Raw genomic sequence first — 16,997 nt, 5'->3', positions numbered from 1 at the left:
GAACCGGTCAGCCGGGATGACGCCGGATGAGCAGCATCGCGGCGTCGTCGAGCAACGGCCCGCCGGTGTGCCCGATGAGGTCGCCGCGCAGCGCGTCGAGCGCGGCCTGCGGGTCGTCGTCGGCCAGCAGCCCGGCCCGCTCGGTCAGCGGGTAGAACTCGCCGGCGGCGTTGCGCGCCTCCACGACCCCGTCGGTGAACAGCAGGATCTGGTCACCCTCGCCGAACTCCACCCGGTACGGCTTGGGCCGGTCGGCCGCCAGCGAGCCCAGCCCGAGCGGCAGCCCGTCCTGCGGCGGCTCCGCCACGGTGACGCGGCCGCCGCGGCCCAGCAGCAGCGGCGCCGGGTGGCCGCAGTTGAGCAGCGAGATCTCCGCCTCGTGCACCTCGGCCAGGATCGCGGTCACGAACATCTCGCCGCTCAGATGCCGGGCCAGGCTCGCCTCCAGCCGCTCGCCGACGCCGGCCAATTCGGCCTCGTCGTAGGCGGCCTCGCGGAAGGCGCCCAGTACCCAGGCGGCCGTCTCCACGGCGGCCAGCCCCTTGCCCTGGACGTCGCCGATCAGCAGCCGCACCCCGTGCGGCGTCGTCACCACCTCGTACAGGTCGCCGCCGATGCGCGCCTCGGCCGCCGCCGACGTGTAGGACAGCGCCACCCGCAGGTCGGCGGCGCGGCGCGGCACCGGGCGCAGCAGCACCCGCTGCGCCGCCTCGGCCACCATGCGCACGTTGGCCAGTTCCCGCTCGCGGGCGAGCCGCAGGTGGCTGGCGAGCATGCTGGCCGCGGTGACGCCGACGATGGTGGCGACGGTGACCGGGTTCTGGCGTTTGAACAGCAGGCCGTTGTAGAGCGACAGCAGCACGCAGATGACGAGCGCGACCACGCCGACCATCGCGGTGCGGCGCACGCTGCCCGACACGGAGGCGAACGTCGGGCCGAGGGTGAGCAGCGGCAGGAAGCCCAGCGACGGGCCGGCGAGCACGTCGATCACGGCGACGGCCAGCATCGCCGCGAACGGCAGCCGGCGCAGCACCCGCTGCGAGGTCTCGTTACGCTCTCGCTGCACAGCCCTCCCACCGCCGCTCCGGGATATCGGCCATAGAAACATCAATAGTTAACAAGATTCAAGCATTTCCGGGCGCGCCGCGTGCCGGGAAACGGGCGCCGCGTGCCGGGAGGCCCGGCACGCGGCCCTCAGCGGTGCACGGAATCAGCGCGGGTCAGCGCTGGTTCAGCGCTGATTCGGCGCTGATTCAGCGGGTTTCGCGTGTCTGGCGGCACGGCACGCAGTGCCGGGTGAGCGGCCGGATCTTCAGCCGCTCGAACGGGATCGCCGTGCCGCAGCCGTCGCACCGGCCGTAGGAGTGGTCGGCGAGCCGGTCCAGCGTGGCGTGGATGCCGGCGATGGTCCGCTCGGTGGCGGCCAGGTCGGCGAGCACGCTCTGGCGGGAGCCGTCGTCGGTGCCGGTGCTCTCCACCAGCTCCCGCAGTTCGTCCAGCCGGGAGGTGCGCCACATCAGCTGCGCCCGCAGGTCCTGGGCGATGGCCTGGACCTGGACGTCGCTGAGCATGGTGTTGTCTGTCATGGGTGATCCTCGAGTATGTGGAAGTCGCCGCCGCAGGTCGCGCAGTACGGCTCCTGAGGCGACCGCAGCAGAGTCTCGAACGGGATGAAGGCGCTGCACCGCCGGCAGGTGCCGTACAGGCCGCGGTCCATCCGTTCGATCGCGGCCTCGAGGGCGGCGACCGTCCGGGCACGCGGCCCTTCGGTCGTGCGGGCGGTGGCGAGCCGTTCCTCCAGCAGTTCGCGCAGCTCTTCGAGACGAGCCAGGTGCTGGGTGTAGTCCTGCATGAGTGTCTGCAATGAAGCCATGAGGCGGCGCTCCTAGCCAGAGATATGCCGACGGCTCCCCTGTGCCGCCCGGCTCACGGGCATGGCGAGGGGAGGGGGAGGACCTCTAGGCGAAGGGCGGGCTGCGCGAGCCCGCGGCGCGGTGGCCCGGCTGCTGGGGGCCCCGGATGGCGGCCGCCCCCGCCTGCGGCCACACCAGGGCCGGGGGCTCGGGCGCCTCGGCGCGGTGGCGGTCGGGCCACGGGCGCGGCAGGTGTTCGGCCCGGACGGGCGGTTGCGGCGGCGTGGCCAGCTCCGACACCTCCGCGCCCGGGGGCACGACGCCGGTGACGGTGTCGTGCTGGGACGGTGAGGCGAAGGCCCACGTGGGGGTCGCGGCGACGACGAGGATGGCGAGCAGCACCAGGCCCACCGCCGCCTTGAACGCGGCGGAGCCACGGGTGGTGCTCCAGGTCGCCATGAGGCCGACCATAGCCCACTTTCCGGCGGAGGGCACCGGCCCGACCGCGCCTCCCCTCCCCGGGCGCCGGATCAGGCTACGGTGAGGGGGCCACCACCACAGGAGAGGAGGGTGCCGTGCGGACCAGACTGCCCGCAGCGCTGCTCCTGCTGCTGTCGTGGTTCCTGCCCACGGCTGGCCACGCGCAGCTCACGGCCGGTGTCGCGCAAGCAGCCCTCCAGCCCACCGCCGCGGCCGGGCACGCCGCGGGCGAGGACTCCGAGGGCGGGCACCCCGCGGCCGGGCACGTCGCGGGCGAGGGTCCCGCGGCGGGGCGCGCCGAGGCTTGGCGTGCCGCAGGGCATCCGGGTGCCCGGCGCTCCCCCTACCTGCCGCCCACCGCCCATTCCTGGACGGCCTCGTACGACGCGACCGGCGGCAACGGGCCGGCGGTGCTGCCCTCGGGCGCGCACGCGCCGGGGCAGGCGCGGGCCGGTGCCGTGCGCCGGCACGGCGGCGCCGATCCCGTGGCGCGCCGGCCGGCCGCCACGCCCGCGCGGGCTCCTCCCTCCACACGGCTGTAGAAGGCTCTTTCCCGTTTTCCCAGCCTGTGGAGGCTTCTATGTCACGTGCGCCCTTGTGGCGTGCGCTGGCGGCGCTCGCCGTCATCGCGACCTCGATGGTCCTGGCCATCACCTCGGCGCCGCGCCTGGGGCTCGACCTGCGCGGCGGTACCCAGCTCGTCTTCGAGACGAAGGACTCGCCCACCGTCAAGGCCGACTCCGACGCCACCGACCGCGCGCTCGACGTGCTGCGCCGCCGCGCTGACGCGCTCGGCGTCGTCGATCCCACCCTGGTCCGCTCCGGCGAGAAGCGGATCATCGTCGAGCTGCCCGGCGTGCTCGACCCGCAGCAGGCGGCCGACGTCATCGGCCGCACCGCCCAGCTCGCCTTCCACCCGGTGGAGGGGATCGCCGAGCAGGGCGACAAGGACGCGCTGCCCGACGAGGGCGGGCAGTTGCTCAAGCTCGGACCCGTCGCCATCAGCGGCGACGGCGTCACCGACGCGGCCGCGCGCAGCGACCCGCAGACCGGCCCCGGCTGGTTCGTCACCGTCGACTTCCGTGACGCCGCCGCCTGGCAGAAGCTGACCGGGCAGGCGGCCTGCAGCCCGGCGGGCGACCCGAAGCGCCGGGTCGCGATCGTGCTCGACAAGGAGATCATCTCCTCGCCGCAGCTCGACCCCTCGGTGCCGTGCAACATCGGCATCCCGGGCGGATCCACCCAGATCACCGGCTCGTTCACGCACGAGGAGGCCCGCGAGCTGTCGGTGCTCATCAAGGGCGGCGCGCTGCCGGTGCCGCTGGAGCTGGTCGAGCAGCGCACGGTCGGCCCGACGCTCGGCGCCGACGCGATCGAGGCCAGCGCCAAGGCCGCGATCGCCGGCCTGATCATGACGACGCTGTTCATCGTCATCGTCTACCGGCTCGTCGGGCTGCTCGCCGCCGTCGCGCTGGCCTGTTACGGGCTGATCGCGTACGCGGCGCTGGTGGCGATGGGCGCCACGTTCACGCTGCCGGGGCTGGCCGGGTTCGTGCTGGCGATCGGCATGGCGGTCGACGCCAACGTGCTCGTGTTCGAGCGGGCCAGGGAGGAGTACGGGCAGGCGCCGCAGCGTGGCCTGAAACCGGCGCTCGCCCTGGGCTTCAAGAACGCCTGGAGCGCGATCGCCGACTCCAACATCACCACGCTGATCGCCGCCGGGCTGCTGTTCTGGCTGGCGTCGGGGCCGGTGAAGGGGTTCGGCGTGACGCTCGGCGTCGGCGTGCTCGCCTCGCTGGTGTCGGCCATGCTCATCACCCGGGTGCTGACCCAGCTGGTCATCGGCCGGGTGGGGCCGCGCGTGTCGGGCCTGGGCTCCATCGGCCGCGTGCGCACCTGGCTCACCGAGCGCGATCCGCAGCTCATGTCGGCCAGGAGGCTGTGGCTGGCCATCGCGGGCGGGCTCGCCGTGGTGGCGCTGGCCGGGCTGTTCGCGCGCGGGCTGAACTTCGGCGTGGAGTTCACCGGCGGCCGGGTCGTGGAGTTCGCCACTGCCAAGCAGATCGGCGCCGACGCCGCGCGCGAGGCCGTCGCGCGGGCCGGGTTCCCGTCGGCGGTGGTGCAGTCGTCCGGCGACGGCGTCCTCGTCCGCGCCGGGCAGATGGGCATCTCCGACGTGGCCAGGATCGAGGCGGCGCTGGAGGGCCAGGCGGGCGAGGTGACCAAGCGGCGCGACGAGTTCATCGGGCCCAGCCTCGGCGACGAGCTGCGCCGCAACGCCCTCATCGCGCTGGCCGTGGCCGTGGCCGCGCAGCTCGCCTACCTGGCGTTCCGCTTCCGGTGGACGTTCGGCACCGCCGCGGTGCTGGCGCTGCTGGTGGACGTGTCGCTGGTGATCGGCCTGTTCGCGTGGATGGGCAAGCCGATCGACGGCGTGTTCCTGGCCGCGATGCTCACCGTCGTCGGCTACTCCGTCAACGACAAGGTGGTGGTCTTCGACCGGGTCAGGGAGCTGTGGGCGGCCAGCCGCAAGGCGCCGCTGGCCGAGTCGGTCAACGGCGCGATCCTGCAGACGATGCCACGTACCGTCAACACCGGCATCGGCGCGCTGTTCATCCTGGTGGCGCTGGCCGTGTTCGGCGGCGACTCGCTGCGCGACTTCGCGATCGCGCTGGTGACGGGCGTCGTCGTGGGCACGCTGTCGTCGTCGTTCGTGGCCGGGCCGCTGGCGATCGCGCTGGGCCGGTTCGACCGCAAGCCGCCGCCCCAGCCGGCCGGACCGCGCAGGTCCCGCCCGCGCGAGGGGACCGGGGCCGTGCTGTAAAGAAATGTTTTGTACGGCCTTGAGCTGCTCGAACGGCCTGGCCGTCGATAATGACATGTTGTGAACAGCCCTCGCGGGGACATGCTCGCCGGTCTCCTGGAGGCCGGGCAGGAAGCGACGCTGGAGCGCCTGCCCGGCCTGGTGGACCGCTACGCCCGCCGGGCCGGCATCAGGCAGTGCCTGATCTACGTGGCCGATTTGCAGCAGAGCACGCTGCGCCTGCTCGCCGAGAACGGCGGCGTGGCCGGGCCAGGCCCCGACGGCAAGCCGCCCGCCGAGCTGCGCATCGACGCCACCTACGGCGGGCGGGCGTTCCAGGAGGTCCGCATCCTGCGCAAGCCCGGCGAGGGCGGGCTGGACTGCTGGTGGGTGCCGCTGCTGAACGGCGCCGAGCGCCTGGGCGTGCTCCGCGTCCTGATGGGCGGAACCCCCGCCGACGAGGCGGACGTCACGGCGCTGTCGTCGATGGTGGCGCTGCTGATGGTCAGCAAGCGCACCTACAGCGACTGCTACCCGAGGCTGGTGCGCTCGCGGCCGATGAACGTGGCCGCGGAGATGCTGTGGCACCTGATGCCGCCGCTGACGTTCGCCAACGCCGAGGTCACGGTCGCCGGGGTGCTGGAGCCCGCCTACGAGATCGGCGGCGACGCCTTCGACTACGCGGTCGCCGACGACATCGTGCACCTGGCCATCTTCGACGCCATGGGCCACGACGTGGCCGCCGGGCTGGCCGCCAACCTGGCGCTGGCCACCTGCCGCAACCTGCGCCGCCACGGCGCCGACCTGGCGAGCAACGGCGAGGGCATCGAGAACCTGCTGCTGCGCGAGTTCGGGGAGGCCGCCCGGTTCGTCACCGCCATCATGGCCGAATTCGACCTGCGCACCGGCATGCTCACCTGGGTCAACCGCGGCCACCACCCGCCCGTGCTCATCCGGGGCGGGCGCTGGGTCACCTCCCTGGAGTGCGCGCCCACGCCGCCGCTCGGCCTGGGCCTCGGCCTGCCCGTGACCGTCTGCCGTGAGCAGCTCGAACCCGGCGACCGCCTGCTCCTCTACACCGACGGCATCGTCGAGGCGGGCAGCACCCAGGGCCAGGAGTTCGGCGTCGCCCGCTTCGTGGACTTCATCCTGCGCCACTGCGCCGCCCGCCTGCCGGTGCCCGAGACGCTGCGCCGCCTCATCAAGGACGTCCTGGACCACCACGACGGCCGGTTGCAGGACGACGCGACCGTGCTGCTCACCGAGTGGCACGGCCGGGTGGGCACCTGCCCGGTCAAGGGCGAGCCGTAGGCGGGTGTGGGCCGGGCGGGCGCGGGCAGCGGAGCGGGAATGAAGATCGATGAGGTGTCGTCCTGGCGCGACCTCGACGACGCGGTCGCGCGGGCCAGCGAGCCGCGCGGCACCGGGCACGCGCACTCCGCCATGGTCTTCCGCGGCCTGGCGCGGGCCTCGTACACGCACGTGTCGAGCCTGTCGCGGCTGCGCGGCGACTACGCCGCCCTGGAACGGCACCTGGTGCGCAACTTCCGCAAGTACGCCCACTGCCGGCGGCCCGGCTCCACCGTGTGGGACTGGCTGGCGCTCGGCCAGCATCACGGGCTGCCCACCCGGCTGCTCGACTGGACGTTCTCGCCGCTGGTCGCGCTGCACTTCGCCACCGCGTCCTGGCCGGAGGACGACGCGGTGCTGCTGGGGGTGGACTGCCACGCGGCGCACCGGCTGCTGCCCGAGCCGATGCGCGCCGAGCTCGACAGGGAGGGCGCGCTGCTGTTCACCACCGAGATGCTGGCCGCGGTCGCGGGGGACCTGCCCAGCTTCGACCGGCTTTCGGAGGAGCCGTTCCTGGTCTTCTTCGAGCCGCCGTCGCTGGACGAGCGCGTGGTCAACCAGTCCTCGGTGCTGTCGGCGATGTCCCGGCCCACCCACCAGGTGCAGGAGTGGCTCGGCGAGCATCCCGGGCTGTGGCGGGCCTGGTCGATCCCGGCGCCGGTCAAGGCGGAGGTCCGCGAACGCCTCGACCAGGCCGGCGTCACCGAGCGGGTGCTGCTGCCCGGCCTCGACGGCCTGGCGGCCTGGTTGCGCCGCTACTACACCCCCGGCTCCACCGAGGACGGCACGCAGGGCGGCGCCTTCATGTCCGGAACGTCCACCGACCGGCAGCGGGAGGGCTGGATGGGCGCCTGACGTGCGAAAGCCCGATTTCTGGGGAGATGACCGTCAGGCGAATTGAGACAAGGGAGTGATGGCCATGCCGGAGGCGCGGATCGCGGTCGGGGTCGAGGAGGAGTTCCACATCGTCGACACACGCACGCGGCAGCTCGTCTCCCGCTCCGTGCTCCTGCTCGACATGCTGCCCGACGACCGCTTCACCGAGGAGTTGCAACGCTCCACCGTGGAGGCCAACAGCCGGCCCTGCCACAACCTGGCGGACCTGGCCCGCGACCTGAACGCGATGCGCCGCACCGCGATCACCGCCGCCGAGGAGGTCGGCCTGGGCATCGTCGCCGCCGGCAGCGTGCCGCTGGCCGACCTGGAGCAGATGAAGATCTCACCCGAGGCCCGCTACGAGCGCATGCTCGACGACTACCAGGTGCTCACCCGCGAGCAGCTCATCTGCGGCACCCAGGTGCACGCCGAGCTCGCCGACCGCGACCTGGCGATCGCCGTCGCGCACCGGCTGGCGCCCTGGCTGCCGCCGCTGCTCGCGCTCAGCGCCAGCTCCCCGTACTGGCTCGGCGCCGACACCGGCTACGCCAGCTACCGGACGCTGGTGTGGGAGCGCTGGCCCACCACCGGTCCGATGGCCCGCTTCGGCTCGGCCGCCGAGTACGAGGAGATGATCGCGGAACTCATCAGGTCCGGGGTGATCAGCGACGCCGGCATGATCTACTACGACATCCGCCCGTCCGCCCACGTGCCCACGGTCGAGCTGCGCATCTGCGACTCGTGCCCGCGCGTGGACGACATCGTGCTGATCGCCGGCCTGTTCCGGGCACTGGTGGCCAGGGAGCTGGCCGAGCTGCGCGACGACCCCGGCCGCGAGGTGCCGCTCGACCCGGTACGCGCCGCGCGCTGGCAGGCGGCCCGCTCCGGCCTGGAAGGCGAGCTCGTCGACCCCGTCGAAGGCACGCCCGCGCCGGCCGCCGACGTCGTCGCCCGCCTGGTCGGCGCGCTGCGCCCGCACCTGGAGGAGGCCGGCGACTGGGAGCTCGTCTCCGCCCTGGCCGAGGACGCGCTCGGCCGCGGCGGCTCGGCCGAGCGCCAGCGCCGCGCGTTCGCCCGCCGAGGCTCCCTGGCCGACGTGGTCGACCTGCTCCTGGACGAGACCAGACCGGGCGGCCTGACCACCGGCAGCGGCTACCCGTCGGCGGCCTGAGGTGTGCGGACTGAGCGGCGAGATCCGCTTCGACGGGCACAAGGCCGACCTCGGCGCCGTGGGCCGTATGACCGAGGCCATGCACGAGCGCGGCCCCGACGGCTCCGGCCTGTGGTCGCGCGGCCCGATCGCGCTCGGCCACCGCCGCCTGAAGATCATCGACCTGTCGGAGAAGGCCGCCCAGCCCATGGTCGACGCCGAACTCGGCCTCGAGGCGGTCTTCAACGGCTGCCTGTACAACTACCGCGAGCTGCGCGACGAGCTGCGCCGCGCCGGTTACCGCTTCTTCTCCGACTCCGACACCGAGGTCCTGGTCAAGGCCTACCACCGGTGGGGTCCCGCCTGCGTGGACCACTTCGCCGGCATGTTCGCCTTCGCCGTCTCCGAACGCGCCGGCGGCCGGCTCACTCTGGGCCGCGACCGGCTCGGCGTCAAGCCCCTCTACCTGGCCGCCGACGGCCGGCGGCTGCGCTTCGCCTCCACGCTGCCCGCCCTGCTCGCCGCGGGCGGCGTGGACACCGCCATCGACCGGGCCGCGCTGCATCACTACATGACCTTCCACTCGCTGGTGCCCGGCGAGCGCACGATCCTGGCCGGGGTCCGCAAGCTGCCGGCGGCCACCGTACGGACCTATGAACCGGACGGGACCGCCACCGACCGGCGCTACTGGGAGCCCGAGCACACGCCGGCCGAACGCCCGGCGCACGCGGGGGAGTGGCGGGAGGCCGTCCTGGAGTCGCTGCGCACCGCCGTGCGCCGGCGGATGGTCGCCGACGTGCCCGTGGGCGTGTTGCTGTCCGGCGGGCTGGACTCCAGCCTCATCGTCGCGCTGCTGGCCGAGGAGGGGCAGGCGGGGCTGGCCACGTTCAGCATCGGCTTCGAGTCCGCCGGGGGCGAGCGCGGCGACGAGTTCGCCTACTCCGACCTGGTCGCGCAGCGGTTCGGCACCGACCACCACCGCATCCGCGTGCCGGACTCGCGGCTGCTGTCCGGGGTGGAGCAGGCGGTGCTGGCGATGAGCGAGCCCATGGTCAGCCACGACTGCGTCGCCTTCCACCTGCTGGCCGGCGAGGTGTCCGGGCACGTCAAGGTCGTGCAGTCCGGGCAGGGCGCCGACGAGGTGTTCGCCGGCTACGACTGGTTCCCGCCGCTGGCCGGGGTGGCGCGGGACCGGGCGGCCGACACGTACCTCGCGGCGTTCAGGGACCGCCCGCACGACGACCTGGCGCGCATCCTCGCGCCCGAGCACCTGGTGGAGCGCGACGTCAGCGGCGAGTTCGTGCGCCGGCACCTGGCCGCGCCCGGCGCGGCGACCGCGCTGGACGCGGTGCTGCGCCTGGAGACCACCGCGATGCTCGTCGACGACCCGGTCAAACGCGTCGACAACATGACGATGGCGCACGGGCTGGAGGCGCGCACGCCGTTCCTCGACCACGAGCTGGTCGAGCTCGCCGCCGCCTGCCCCGCCGAGCTCAAGCTGGCCGGCGGCGGCAAGGGGGTGCTCAAGGACGCCGCCCGCAAGCTGCTGCCCGCCGAGGTGGTGGACCGGCCCAAGGGCTACTTCCCGGTGCCCGCCGTCCGGCACCCGGACGGGCCGCTCCTCGATCTCGTACGCGACGCGCTGACGAGCCCGGCGGCGCGCTCGCGCGGGCTGTTCCGGCAGGAGTACGTGGCCGGGCTGCTCGCCGGCCCCGAACGTGACCGGGCCGCCACCGGCGTCAGCGCGCTGTGGCAGGTCGGGCTGCTGGAGCTATGGCTGCAAGCGCACGGCATGTGACGCACCTTCCGTGGTCGTGCTGGGCGCCAGCTCTGGCGCCGGACTGCTCGGCGGTCGTCCACGGCAGTGACCACGACGGCACGCCGCGCGCCTGGATCCAGCCGGCGCGCGGCGCGTCCCGGCCCGTCCCCACCGGCCCGCATCCCGTCGTCGACGTGCACTGGGCGCCGACCGGCGCCCGGCTGGCCGTCCTGCTCGCCCCCGGCGGCGGCGAGCACACCGAGGTCTGGACGGTACGGCCGGACGGCGGCGACCTGCGGCCCCTGGCGGCGCCCTCGGGCGGGTCGGCGGTGTTCATCCGGTGGACCGAACGCGGCGAGGACCTCCTGGTGGCCGAGACCCACGCCGGTGGCCGCACCGACGCGGTGCTGGTGGACGCCGCCACCGGCGGCCGGCAGGTCGTCGCGTCCGGGACGCTGCTGCGGCCCGCGGCGGTGAGCCGCGACCACGCCACCGTGCTCGTGCGGCACGGGCCCCGGGGCGCGCGCCGCATGTCGGTGCGCCGGGTGGGGGGCGGCGAGCACGAGCTGCTGCCGGGGCTGCCGGGGACGACCGACTACGGCATCCTGTCCCCGGACGGGCGCATCGCCTACCTGGTCACCGACGCCGGCCGCGACCGCACCGCCCTCCTGGCCGTCCACGGCGACGAGCTGTGGGCGGACCGCCCGGCCGCGTACGGCGGCGGCCCCCGGGACGGCCCCGGCCCGCCCGGCGACGGCCCGGGGGCGAACCACCTGGGCGAAGGCGGTCCTCTGGAGGCCCATGCCCGGCGCGGGGGGCCGCACGGCGGTGGTCCGGTGGTGCTCGCCGAGCGGGAGGGGGCGGAGCTGGACCAGTTCGCGCTCAGCGCCGACGGGCGGCGGGCCGTCCTGGTGTGGAACGAGCGGGGCCGCTCCCGCCTGGAGCTCCTCGACCCGCGCACCGGCGTCACGGCCCCGCTGTCCCACCTGCCGGCCGACGTCGTGACCTCCATCCGCGTGTCGCTGGACGGCACCCGCGCCGTGCTGGCGGCCGAAGGCGCCGCCCAGCCGTCCCAGGTGTACGTGTGCAACCTGGCGAGCGGCGCCTACGAGCACGTCGCGGGCGCCGGCCGGCTGCCCGGGGCGGTCGAGGCCGAGCCGGTGCGCTTCGCGGCGCGCGACGGCCTCGAACTGGCCGCCTGGCTCTACCGGCCGCCCCGGGCGCAGGGGCCCGCGCCGTTCCTCGTCCATCTGCACGGCGGCCCCGAGGATCAGGAACGCCCCACCTTCAACCCGCTCTACCAGCATCTCCTCGCCTGCGGCATCGGCGTGTTCGCCCCGAACGTGCGCGGGTCGGCCGGCTACGGGCGCGCCTTCCGGGAGGCGGACGACCGCGAGCGCCGCTTCCGCGCCATCGACGACGTGGCCGACTGCGTCGCCGAACTCGTCAGGCTGGGCGCCGCCGACCCGTCGCGGATCGCCTGCATGGGCTGGTCGTACGGCGGCTACCTCACGCTCGCCGCGCTCGTCACCCATCCCGCCCTGTTCCGGGCGGGCGTCAACGTGTGCGGCATGGCGGACTTCGGCACCTTCTACGCCCGTACGGACCCGTGGGTCGCGGCCGCGGCCGTCCGCGAGTACGGCCACCCGGACACCGACCGGGACCTGCTGCGCGCCCTGTCGCCGCTGCGCTCCTTCGACCGGCTCCGCGCCCCGCTCCTGGTCGTGCACGGCCGCCACGACACCAACGTCCCCTTCCACCAGGCCGAGCAGATGCTGGAGGCCGCCGCCGCGCTCGGCCTGCCCTGCGACGCCCTGCTGTTCGACGACGAGGGCCACACGATCCGCCAGGTCGCCAACCGGGTCGCCTACATCACCAAGGTCACCGGCTGGCTCGAACACCATCTGATCGGTTCATTCGCGGACGGAAGGTGACCGCGAACCTCCCTACGGTGGCGCGTGACATCGCTTCACCTTTGGAGGAAACGTGCGACCGTTCACGATCGACTTCCCTCAGCGCGACCTCGACGACCTGCGCCGCCGCCTGCGCGACACCCGCTGGCCGGACACCGTCACCCCGGACACCGTCACCCCGGACACCGTCATCCCGGACACCGTCACTCCGGCCGGCTGGGACGCCGGGCCGCCGGCCTCCTTCATGCGCCGCCTGGTCGGCCACTGGCTCGACGGCTACGACTGGCGCGCCGTCGAAGCCGACCTCAACCGGTTGAACCACTTCACGACTCCCGTACGCGGGATGGACGTTCACTTCGTGAACGAACGGGCTTCCGGCGGGGCGGGCGTGCCCGTGGTGCTGCTGCACGGGTGGGCCGACTCCTTCCACCGGTACACGCACCTGATCGGCAGGCTCGGCGACTTCGACGTGGTGGTGCCCTCGCTGCCCGGGTTCGCGTTCTCCGCGCAGCCGCACGACGTGCCGATGACGGCCGGGCTCGCGGCCGAAGCCGTGGCGGGCGTCATGGAGACGCTCGGGTACGACCGGTACGTGGTGCACGGCGGCGACTGGGGCAGCACCACGGCGCAGGAACTCGCCCGGCTCCACCCCGGGCGGGTCATGGGACTGCACCTGACGGACGTCCCGTTCCCCAGCATCTTCCTGGTGGACGAGGAGTCCGCGACCCCGGCGGAGCGCCGCTTCCTGGAGGGCGTGCACACCTGGGCGGCCACCGAGACCGGATATGTCGCCATCCAGTCCACCAAACCGCAGACGCTCTCCTACGGGCTCGCCGACTCGCCCGCGGGGCTGGCCGCATGGCTCATCCAGCACTTCCACGCCCTGTCGGAGACGATGCCCGCCGACGACGACCTGATCACCAACGTGATGCTGTACTGGATCGGCAACTCCATCCGGTCGTCGATCCGCTACTACGCCGAGGGCATGCAGGCCGATCCGCCCGGCCGCGTCGCGGCGCCCACCGGGCTGGCGCTGTTCCCCAAGGACATCGGGTGCCCGCCCCGCGAGTTCGCCGAGCGCTTCTTCGACGTCACCCGCTACACCGTGATGGACCAGGGCGGCCACTTCGCCGCCCTGGAGGTGCCCGACCTGGTGGCCGGCGACCTGCGCGCCTTCGTCGGCACCCTGTGATGCCCGCGCCGCTTCTCACCTCCCGCCACCTCAACCGCGCCACCCTGGCCCGCCAGCACCTCCTCACCCGGACCCGGCTGCCGGCGCTGGACCTGGCCGGGCACCTCGTCGGACTGCAGGCGCAGGACCCGGACCCGCCCTACGTCGGCCTGTGGAGCAGGATCGATGGTTTCCGGCTCGGCGACCTCACCGAGTTGCTGGAGCGGCGCGAGATGGTGCGCGCGACCCTGTTCCGGGGGACGCAGCATCTCGTGCCGGCCCGCGACTACCTGTGGCTGCGCCCGCTGCTGGAGCCGATGCTCGCCCGGTGGCAGCGGGCCTCCTTCGGCAGGCTCACCGCCGGGATCGACCCCGCCGAGCTGGCCGCCGCCGCCCACGACCTGCTGAGCCGGGGGCCGCTGAACCGGCCCGACCTCGGCAGAGCCCTGGCCGCCCGCTGGCCGGGACACGACGCGGTGGCGCTCGCCCGCTCGGTGCAGGGGCTGCTCCCGATCGTCCACCCGCCGCCCGACGGCACCTGGCGGCGTCGCGGCCTTCGCCCTCGCCGCCCACTACCTCGACCAGCCCCTCGCCCCCGACGCCTGGTCACTCCCACCCGGAGCCACTCCGCCCGGCGACCTCGGGCCGCCCTCCGGGGAGAACGGCGGGACCGCCATCGCGGCCGCCGGGCGGACGGCGGCCGAGGCGCTGGTGCTGCGGTATCTGGCGGCGTTCGGACCGGCCACGGTGAAGGACGCGCAGGCGTGGAGCGGGCTGACGCGGTTGCGTGAGGTCGTGGCGGGGCTGCGGCCGGGGCCGGCGGTGTTCCGGGGCGAGGACGGGCAGGAGCTGTTCGACCTGCCGGACGCGCCGCGCCCGGACCCCGCCGTCCCCGCGCCCGCACGGTTCCTGGCCGCGCTGGACAACGTCGTTCTCGGGTACGCGGACCGTACCCGGCTGATGACCCCCGAGCAGCGGCCGTACACGATCGTCGAGGCGGCGCTGACGGTGGACGGCTTCGTCCGGGGGCTCTGGTCCCTGCGCGGCGGCACGCTGACGATCAAGCTGTTCGCGCCGCTGCGGCCGGCCGACGAGGACGCCGTCACTGCGGAGGGCGGCCGTCTGCTGAGCTTCGCCGCCGCGGGGGAGGGGAGCCACGACATCCGGTTCGTGTGCCACACCTGATCGCGCGGCGCCCCCAGCCGGGTCCAGCCACTGACCCACCCACGAACAGGATGGGCAGGCCGGGTGGTCAGAGGCCGAGGAAGGAGAGCACCTGGCGACCGGCCGGGCCGAGCCAGGTGGCGATGCCGCCGATGGCCTGGATCACCGTGACGCCCGCCCCGGCCAGGGCCCCGGCCCGCTCCAGCGCCGAGGTGAACGCGCCGAGGTGCTGCCCCATCCGTTCGCGGTCGGGCTCGGGCTGCCCGGCCTCCTGCTCCAGGGCGGCCAGCTCGCTCTCGGCGCCGTGGCGTTCGGACGAGGTCAGCCGGAGCTCGCCCAGCGCCCGGCGGAGCACGTCGAGATCGGCTCGCACGCCCGGGTCGGCGGCGCCGGCGTGCAGGTCGCGCCCGGCCACCTGCTGGTGGCCGTGCATGTTGAGGTTGCCGCTGCCGGCGTTGACCGGCCCGCTGACGTTGCCGAAACGAAAACTCTCCCCGGCCATGGAACGCCGCCTTTCTATCTCCGTCGTCTTTTGCGTGTCTCCGCTCTTTTGCGAGCGGCTTTGGCCATGGACAAGCCGAGGGCGGCGAGCAGTCCGCCGCCCAGGAAAAGCGCGAACCCGGCCGGCGCCGCCGGGATGCCGGCCAGCAATTCCCGCTGGAACGGATCAGATGAGAGGTCGCCCGAGAACACGCCGAAGATGACGCTGGCGAACAGGGCGAACCCCAGGAGCGAGACGCACGCGCCGAGTACGGCGATGCCGCGTCCGGGTCCTCGCCCCTGGAACACCTCGTCCCACGGGTCGTAGTCGTCGGTGAGGCGGATCTCGTCGCCGTAGATGTCGCCCCCGGCGATCTGCTGGTGGCCGCCGACGTTCATGTGCCCGCGCCCGGCGTTGACCGGCCCGGCCACGTCGCCGACCCGGTAGCCGAACTCCTGCTCGGGCTCCTCGGCCTGCATGAACCGCAGCGTGGCGAAGCCGATGCGCACCTGGTCGCCGTCGCGCAGCACATGGCCGGAGATGAGTTTGCGGCCGTTGACCCAGGTGCCGTTGAGCGACCCGAGATCGCTGATGACGGTGCGGCGGCCGTCGCTGTCGATGGAGGCGTGGCGGCGGCTGACCCCGTCCATGTCGAGCCGAATTCCGGCTCCTTGCGCGCTGCCGATTTCCGTACGCCCGGAGAAGATCTCAAAACTCGCGCCCGCCATCCTGCGGCTGGTGACCACCAGGCAAGGACGGGTAGCGTCATTATGGGACATATGCACTCCCTTTTACGGCAAGCGCGATAAGCTTCCAGCCCGGGATTGGCATACCGACAGTGTTCCGGAGGTAACAATCACCTACTTCCCGGATCATCGACAGCCACGGCAAATCCCGCTTTATCGGCAAACAGCATGAAATGCCAATCGCCCTTTCTCCGGTTCGCGCGAAGCCGGCGCGCCGGCGCCCCGCAGCGCATGATCACGGCCACGCCCGCACGCTCTCCGTGGGCGACGCGGCAGGACGAAGGCGCTGTTAGGATACGACTGTATCCATTCCGGTGAAGGGGCCCCTCATGCGCACACCCGACCAGCCGTCGGCGTTCACCAGTGACTCCGCCCGTGACAAGTACTACGCCGTCTATGACCGGGTGCTCGGCGAGCTGTGGCCGGTGCCGGTGGACGCCGTCGACGTGGAGACCCGCGCGGGCACGGTGCGGGTCCACCGGGCCGGGCCCGCCGAGGGGGATCCGGTGGTCCTCGTGGCCGGTGCCGGCGCGAACGCGCTGGCCTGGTACCGCTACATCGAGCCGCTGGCGCGCACGCGCCCGGTCCTCGTCGTCGACCCTCTCGGCGAGCCGGGCCGTTCGGTGCAGAGGCGGCCGCTCGCGACCGGCGCCGACGTCGGTGGCTGGATCACCGACGTCCTGGCCGAGGCCGGAGCCGAGCGTGCGCACGTGACGGGGTTCTCCGCCGGCGGCTGGGCCGCGATGGAGCAGCACCTCGGCGGGGGCGGCCGGGTCGCGGCGCTGACGCTGGTGGACCCGGGCGGCTTCGCACCGCTGCCCAGGCGGTTCATCCGGTGGGCCCTCGCCGGCGCCCTCGCCTCCACGCTTCCCCGCACGTTGCGGCACCGCATGGCCGGCGTGGTGAGCAACGGGGTGCTGCGCGAGGACGCGCTGGTGGAGCTGATGCGGGCCGGCTGGTCCTTCCGGCGGCGGGTGCCCATCCCGCCCACCTACACCGACGATCAGATACGCGCGGCGTCCGTCCCCGTGCAGGTGCTGCTGGGCGCCCGCAGCGCGCTGCTCGACGCTCAGACGCTGGCCGCCCGGCTGGCCGCCGTCGTGCCGTCGTGGCGCGTGGAGATCGTGCCCGGGACCGGGCACTCGCTGCCCGTCGAGGCTCCGGACCTGGTCGTCGACCGTATCCTCACCTTTCCCGGCCAGGCGCGGCCCGAGACCGCGACGCCTGAGCACAGCACGAACGGATAGGAAG

At 73.6% G+C, this 16,997-nt stretch carries 17 protein-coding genes; 11 read left to right on the top strand and 6 right to left on the bottom strand.

The genetic code is table 11. The features are described 5' to 3' along the window. Positions 1 to 7: 7 nt before the first annotated feature. From ADY59_RS24955 to ADY59_RS24940, 4 genes are all read right to left on the bottom strand, one after another. Positions 8 to 1,066, bottom strand: coding sequence for a PP2C family protein-serine/threonine phosphatase (locus tag ADY59_RS24955; RefSeq protein WP_231618869.1), 1,059 nt, complete (start codon positions 1,064 to 1,066; stop codon positions 8 to 10). Positions 1,067 to 1,253: 187 nt separating this feature from the next. Then, positions 1,254 to 1,586, bottom strand: coding sequence for a TraR/DksA family transcriptional regulator (locus tag ADY59_RS24950; protein WP_049566280.1), 333 nt, complete (start codon positions 1,584 to 1,586; stop codon positions 1,254 to 1,256). Beyond that, positions 1,583 to 1,873: a hypothetical protein gene (locus ADY59_RS24945; RefSeq protein WP_156325716.1), complete on the bottom strand. Its 291-nt coding sequence runs from the start codon at positions 1,871 to 1,873 to the stop codon at positions 1,583 to 1,585. The genes ADY59_RS24950 and ADY59_RS24945 overlap by 4 nt, the downstream gene beginning before the upstream one ends. Positions 1,874 to 1,958: 85 nt before the next feature. Beyond that, positions 1,959 to 2,312, bottom strand: coding sequence for a hypothetical protein (locus tag ADY59_RS24940; protein ID WP_156325715.1), 354 nt, complete (start codon positions 2,310 to 2,312; stop codon positions 1,959 to 1,961). Between the two features lie 116 nt (positions 2,313 to 2,428). Between ADY59_RS24940 and ADY59_RS50265 the strand changes: the two genes are divergently transcribed. The 10 genes from ADY59_RS50265 to ADY59_RS52705 are packed head-to-tail and all read left to right on the top strand — an operon-like array spanning position 2,429 to position 14,540. Continuing rightward, positions 2,429 to 2,875 carry a hypothetical protein gene (locus ADY59_RS50265; protein WP_049566272.1) on the top strand — a complete coding sequence of 149 codons (447 nt, stop codon included), beginning with the start codon at positions 2,429 to 2,431 and terminating at the stop codon, positions 2,873 to 2,875. A 38-nt stretch (positions 2,876 to 2,913) separates the two neighbouring features. Next, a complete protein-coding gene (secD, locus tag ADY59_RS24930; protein WP_049566270.1) occupies positions 2,914 to 5,157 on the top strand; it encodes a protein translocase subunit SecD in 2,244 nt (747 codons plus the stop codon). A gap of 60 nt (positions 5,158 to 5,217) precedes the next feature. After that, on the top strand, positions 5,218 to 6,447 hold the full coding sequence (locus ADY59_RS24925; RefSeq protein ID WP_231618868.1) for a PP2C family protein-serine/threonine phosphatase: 1,230 nt from the start codon (positions 5,218 to 5,220) through the stop codon (positions 6,445 to 6,447). 39 nt (positions 6,448 to 6,486) lie between these two features. Continuing rightward, positions 6,487 to 7,341, top strand: a complete 855-nt coding sequence (locus ADY59_RS24920; protein ID WP_063780775.1) for an FRG domain-containing protein — start codon at positions 6,487 to 6,489, stop codon at positions 7,339 to 7,341. Between the two features lie 58 nt (positions 7,342 to 7,399). After that, on the top strand, positions 7,400 to 8,533 hold the full coding sequence (locus tag ADY59_RS24915; protein ID WP_053175122.1) for a carboxylate-amine ligase: 1,134 nt from the start codon (positions 7,400 to 7,402) through the stop codon (positions 8,531 to 8,533). 1 nt (position 8,534) lies between these two features. Beyond that, positions 8,535 to 10,310, top strand: a complete 1,776-nt coding sequence (locus ADY59_RS24910) for an N-acetylglutaminylglutamine amidotransferase (protein ID WP_049566266.1) — start codon at positions 8,535 to 8,537, stop codon at positions 10,308 to 10,310. Further along, positions 10,307 to 12,205: a S9 family peptidase gene (locus ADY59_RS24905; RefSeq protein WP_231618867.1), complete on the top strand. Its 1,899-nt coding sequence runs from the start codon at positions 10,307 to 10,309 to the stop codon at positions 12,203 to 12,205. The genes ADY59_RS24910 and ADY59_RS24905 overlap by 4 nt, the downstream gene beginning before the upstream one ends. Before the next feature lie 52 nt (positions 12,206 to 12,257). Further along, positions 12,258 to 13,376, top strand: a complete 1,119-nt coding sequence (locus tag ADY59_RS24900; protein ID WP_049566262.1) for an epoxide hydrolase family protein — start codon at positions 12,258 to 12,260, stop codon at positions 13,374 to 13,376. Further along, positions 13,376 to 14,146: a DNA glycosylase AlkZ-like family protein gene (locus tag ADY59_RS52710; RefSeq protein WP_331459509.1), complete on the top strand. Its 771-nt coding sequence runs from the start codon at positions 13,376 to 13,378 to the stop codon at positions 14,144 to 14,146. The genes ADY59_RS24900 and ADY59_RS52710 overlap by 1 nt, the downstream gene beginning before the upstream one ends. Then, complete coding sequence (locus tag ADY59_RS52705) at positions 14,031 to 14,540, top strand: DNA glycosylase AlkZ-like family protein (protein ID WP_331459512.1); 510 nt, start codon at positions 14,031 to 14,033, stop codon at positions 14,538 to 14,540. The genes ADY59_RS52710 and ADY59_RS52705 overlap by 116 nt, the downstream gene beginning before the upstream one ends. A 67-nt stretch (positions 14,541 to 14,607) precedes the next feature. Here ADY59_RS52705 and ADY59_RS24890 read toward each other — a convergent pair whose 3' ends face one another. Both ADY59_RS24890 and ADY59_RS24885 read right to left on the bottom strand, forming a co-directional pair. After that, complete coding sequence (locus ADY59_RS24890; RefSeq protein WP_049566260.1) at positions 14,608 to 15,021, bottom strand: DUF5955 family protein; 414 nt, start codon at positions 15,019 to 15,021, stop codon at positions 14,608 to 14,610. A 14-nt stretch (positions 15,022 to 15,035) separates the two neighbouring features. Then, positions 15,036 to 15,779 (bottom strand): FHA domain-containing protein, encoded by a 744-nt coding sequence (locus ADY59_RS24885; protein WP_082310376.1) that lies wholly within the window; start codon positions 15,777 to 15,779, stop codon positions 15,036 to 15,038. A 296-nt stretch (positions 15,780 to 16,075) separates the two neighbouring features. Here ADY59_RS24885 and ADY59_RS24880 point away from each other — a divergent pair, with 296 nt between their 5' ends. Continuing rightward, positions 16,076 to 16,993 (top strand): alpha/beta fold hydrolase, encoded by a 918-nt coding sequence (locus tag ADY59_RS24880; protein ID WP_049566257.1) that lies wholly within the window; start codon positions 16,076 to 16,078, stop codon positions 16,991 to 16,993. Positions 16,994 to 16,997 lie beyond the last annotated feature (4 nt).

It is taken from the genome of Nonomuraea sp. SBT364 (genome assembly GCF_001083785.1).
Lineage (GTDB): Bacteria > Actinomycetota > Actinomycetes > Streptosporangiales > Streptosporangiaceae > Nonomuraea.
The sequence above is the reverse complement of the archived record's forward strand: the minus strand, read 5'-3'. Positions and strand labels throughout refer to the sequence as shown.

What these genes read in the sequence shown, in the direction of transcription:
- ADY59_RS24950 (WP_049566280.1), bottom strand. Translation starts at nt 1,586, where the DNA reads ATGACAGACAACACCATGCTCAGCGACGTCCAGGTCCAGGCCATCGCC.
- ADY59_RS24945 (WP_156325716.1), bottom strand. Translation starts at nt 1,873, where the DNA reads ATGGCTTCATTGCAGACACTCATGCAGGACTACACCCAGCACCTGGCT.
- ADY59_RS24940 (WP_156325715.1), bottom strand. Translation starts at nt 2,312, where the DNA reads ATGGCGACCTGGAGCACCACCCGTGGCTCCGCCGCGTTCAAGGCGGCG.
- secD (WP_049566270.1), top strand. Translation starts at nt 2,914, where the DNA reads ATGTCACGTGCGCCCTTGTGGCGTGCGCTGGCGGCGCTCGCCGTCATC.
- ADY59_RS24920 (WP_063780775.1), top strand. Translation starts at nt 6,487, where the DNA reads ATGAAGATCGATGAGGTGTCGTCCTGGCGCGACCTCGACGACGCGGTC.
- ADY59_RS24915 (WP_053175122.1), top strand. Translation starts at nt 7,400, where the DNA reads ATGGCCATGCCGGAGGCGCGGATCGCGGTCGGGGTCGAGGAGGAGTTC.
- ADY59_RS52710 (WP_331459509.1), top strand. Translation starts at nt 13,376, where the DNA reads ATGCCCGCGCCGCTTCTCACCTCCCGCCACCTCAACCGCGCCACCCTG.
- ADY59_RS24890 (WP_049566260.1), bottom strand. Translation starts at nt 15,021, where the DNA reads ATGGCCGGGGAGAGTTTTCGTTTCGGCAACGTCAGCGGGCCGGTCAAC.
- ADY59_RS24885 (WP_082310376.1), bottom strand. Translation starts at nt 15,779, where the DNA reads ATGTCCCATAATGACGCTACCCGTCCTTGCCTGGTGGTCACCAGCCGC.
- ADY59_RS24880 (WP_049566257.1), top strand. Translation starts at nt 16,076, where the DNA reads ATGCGCACACCCGACCAGCCGTCGGCGTTCACCAGTGACTCCGCCCGT.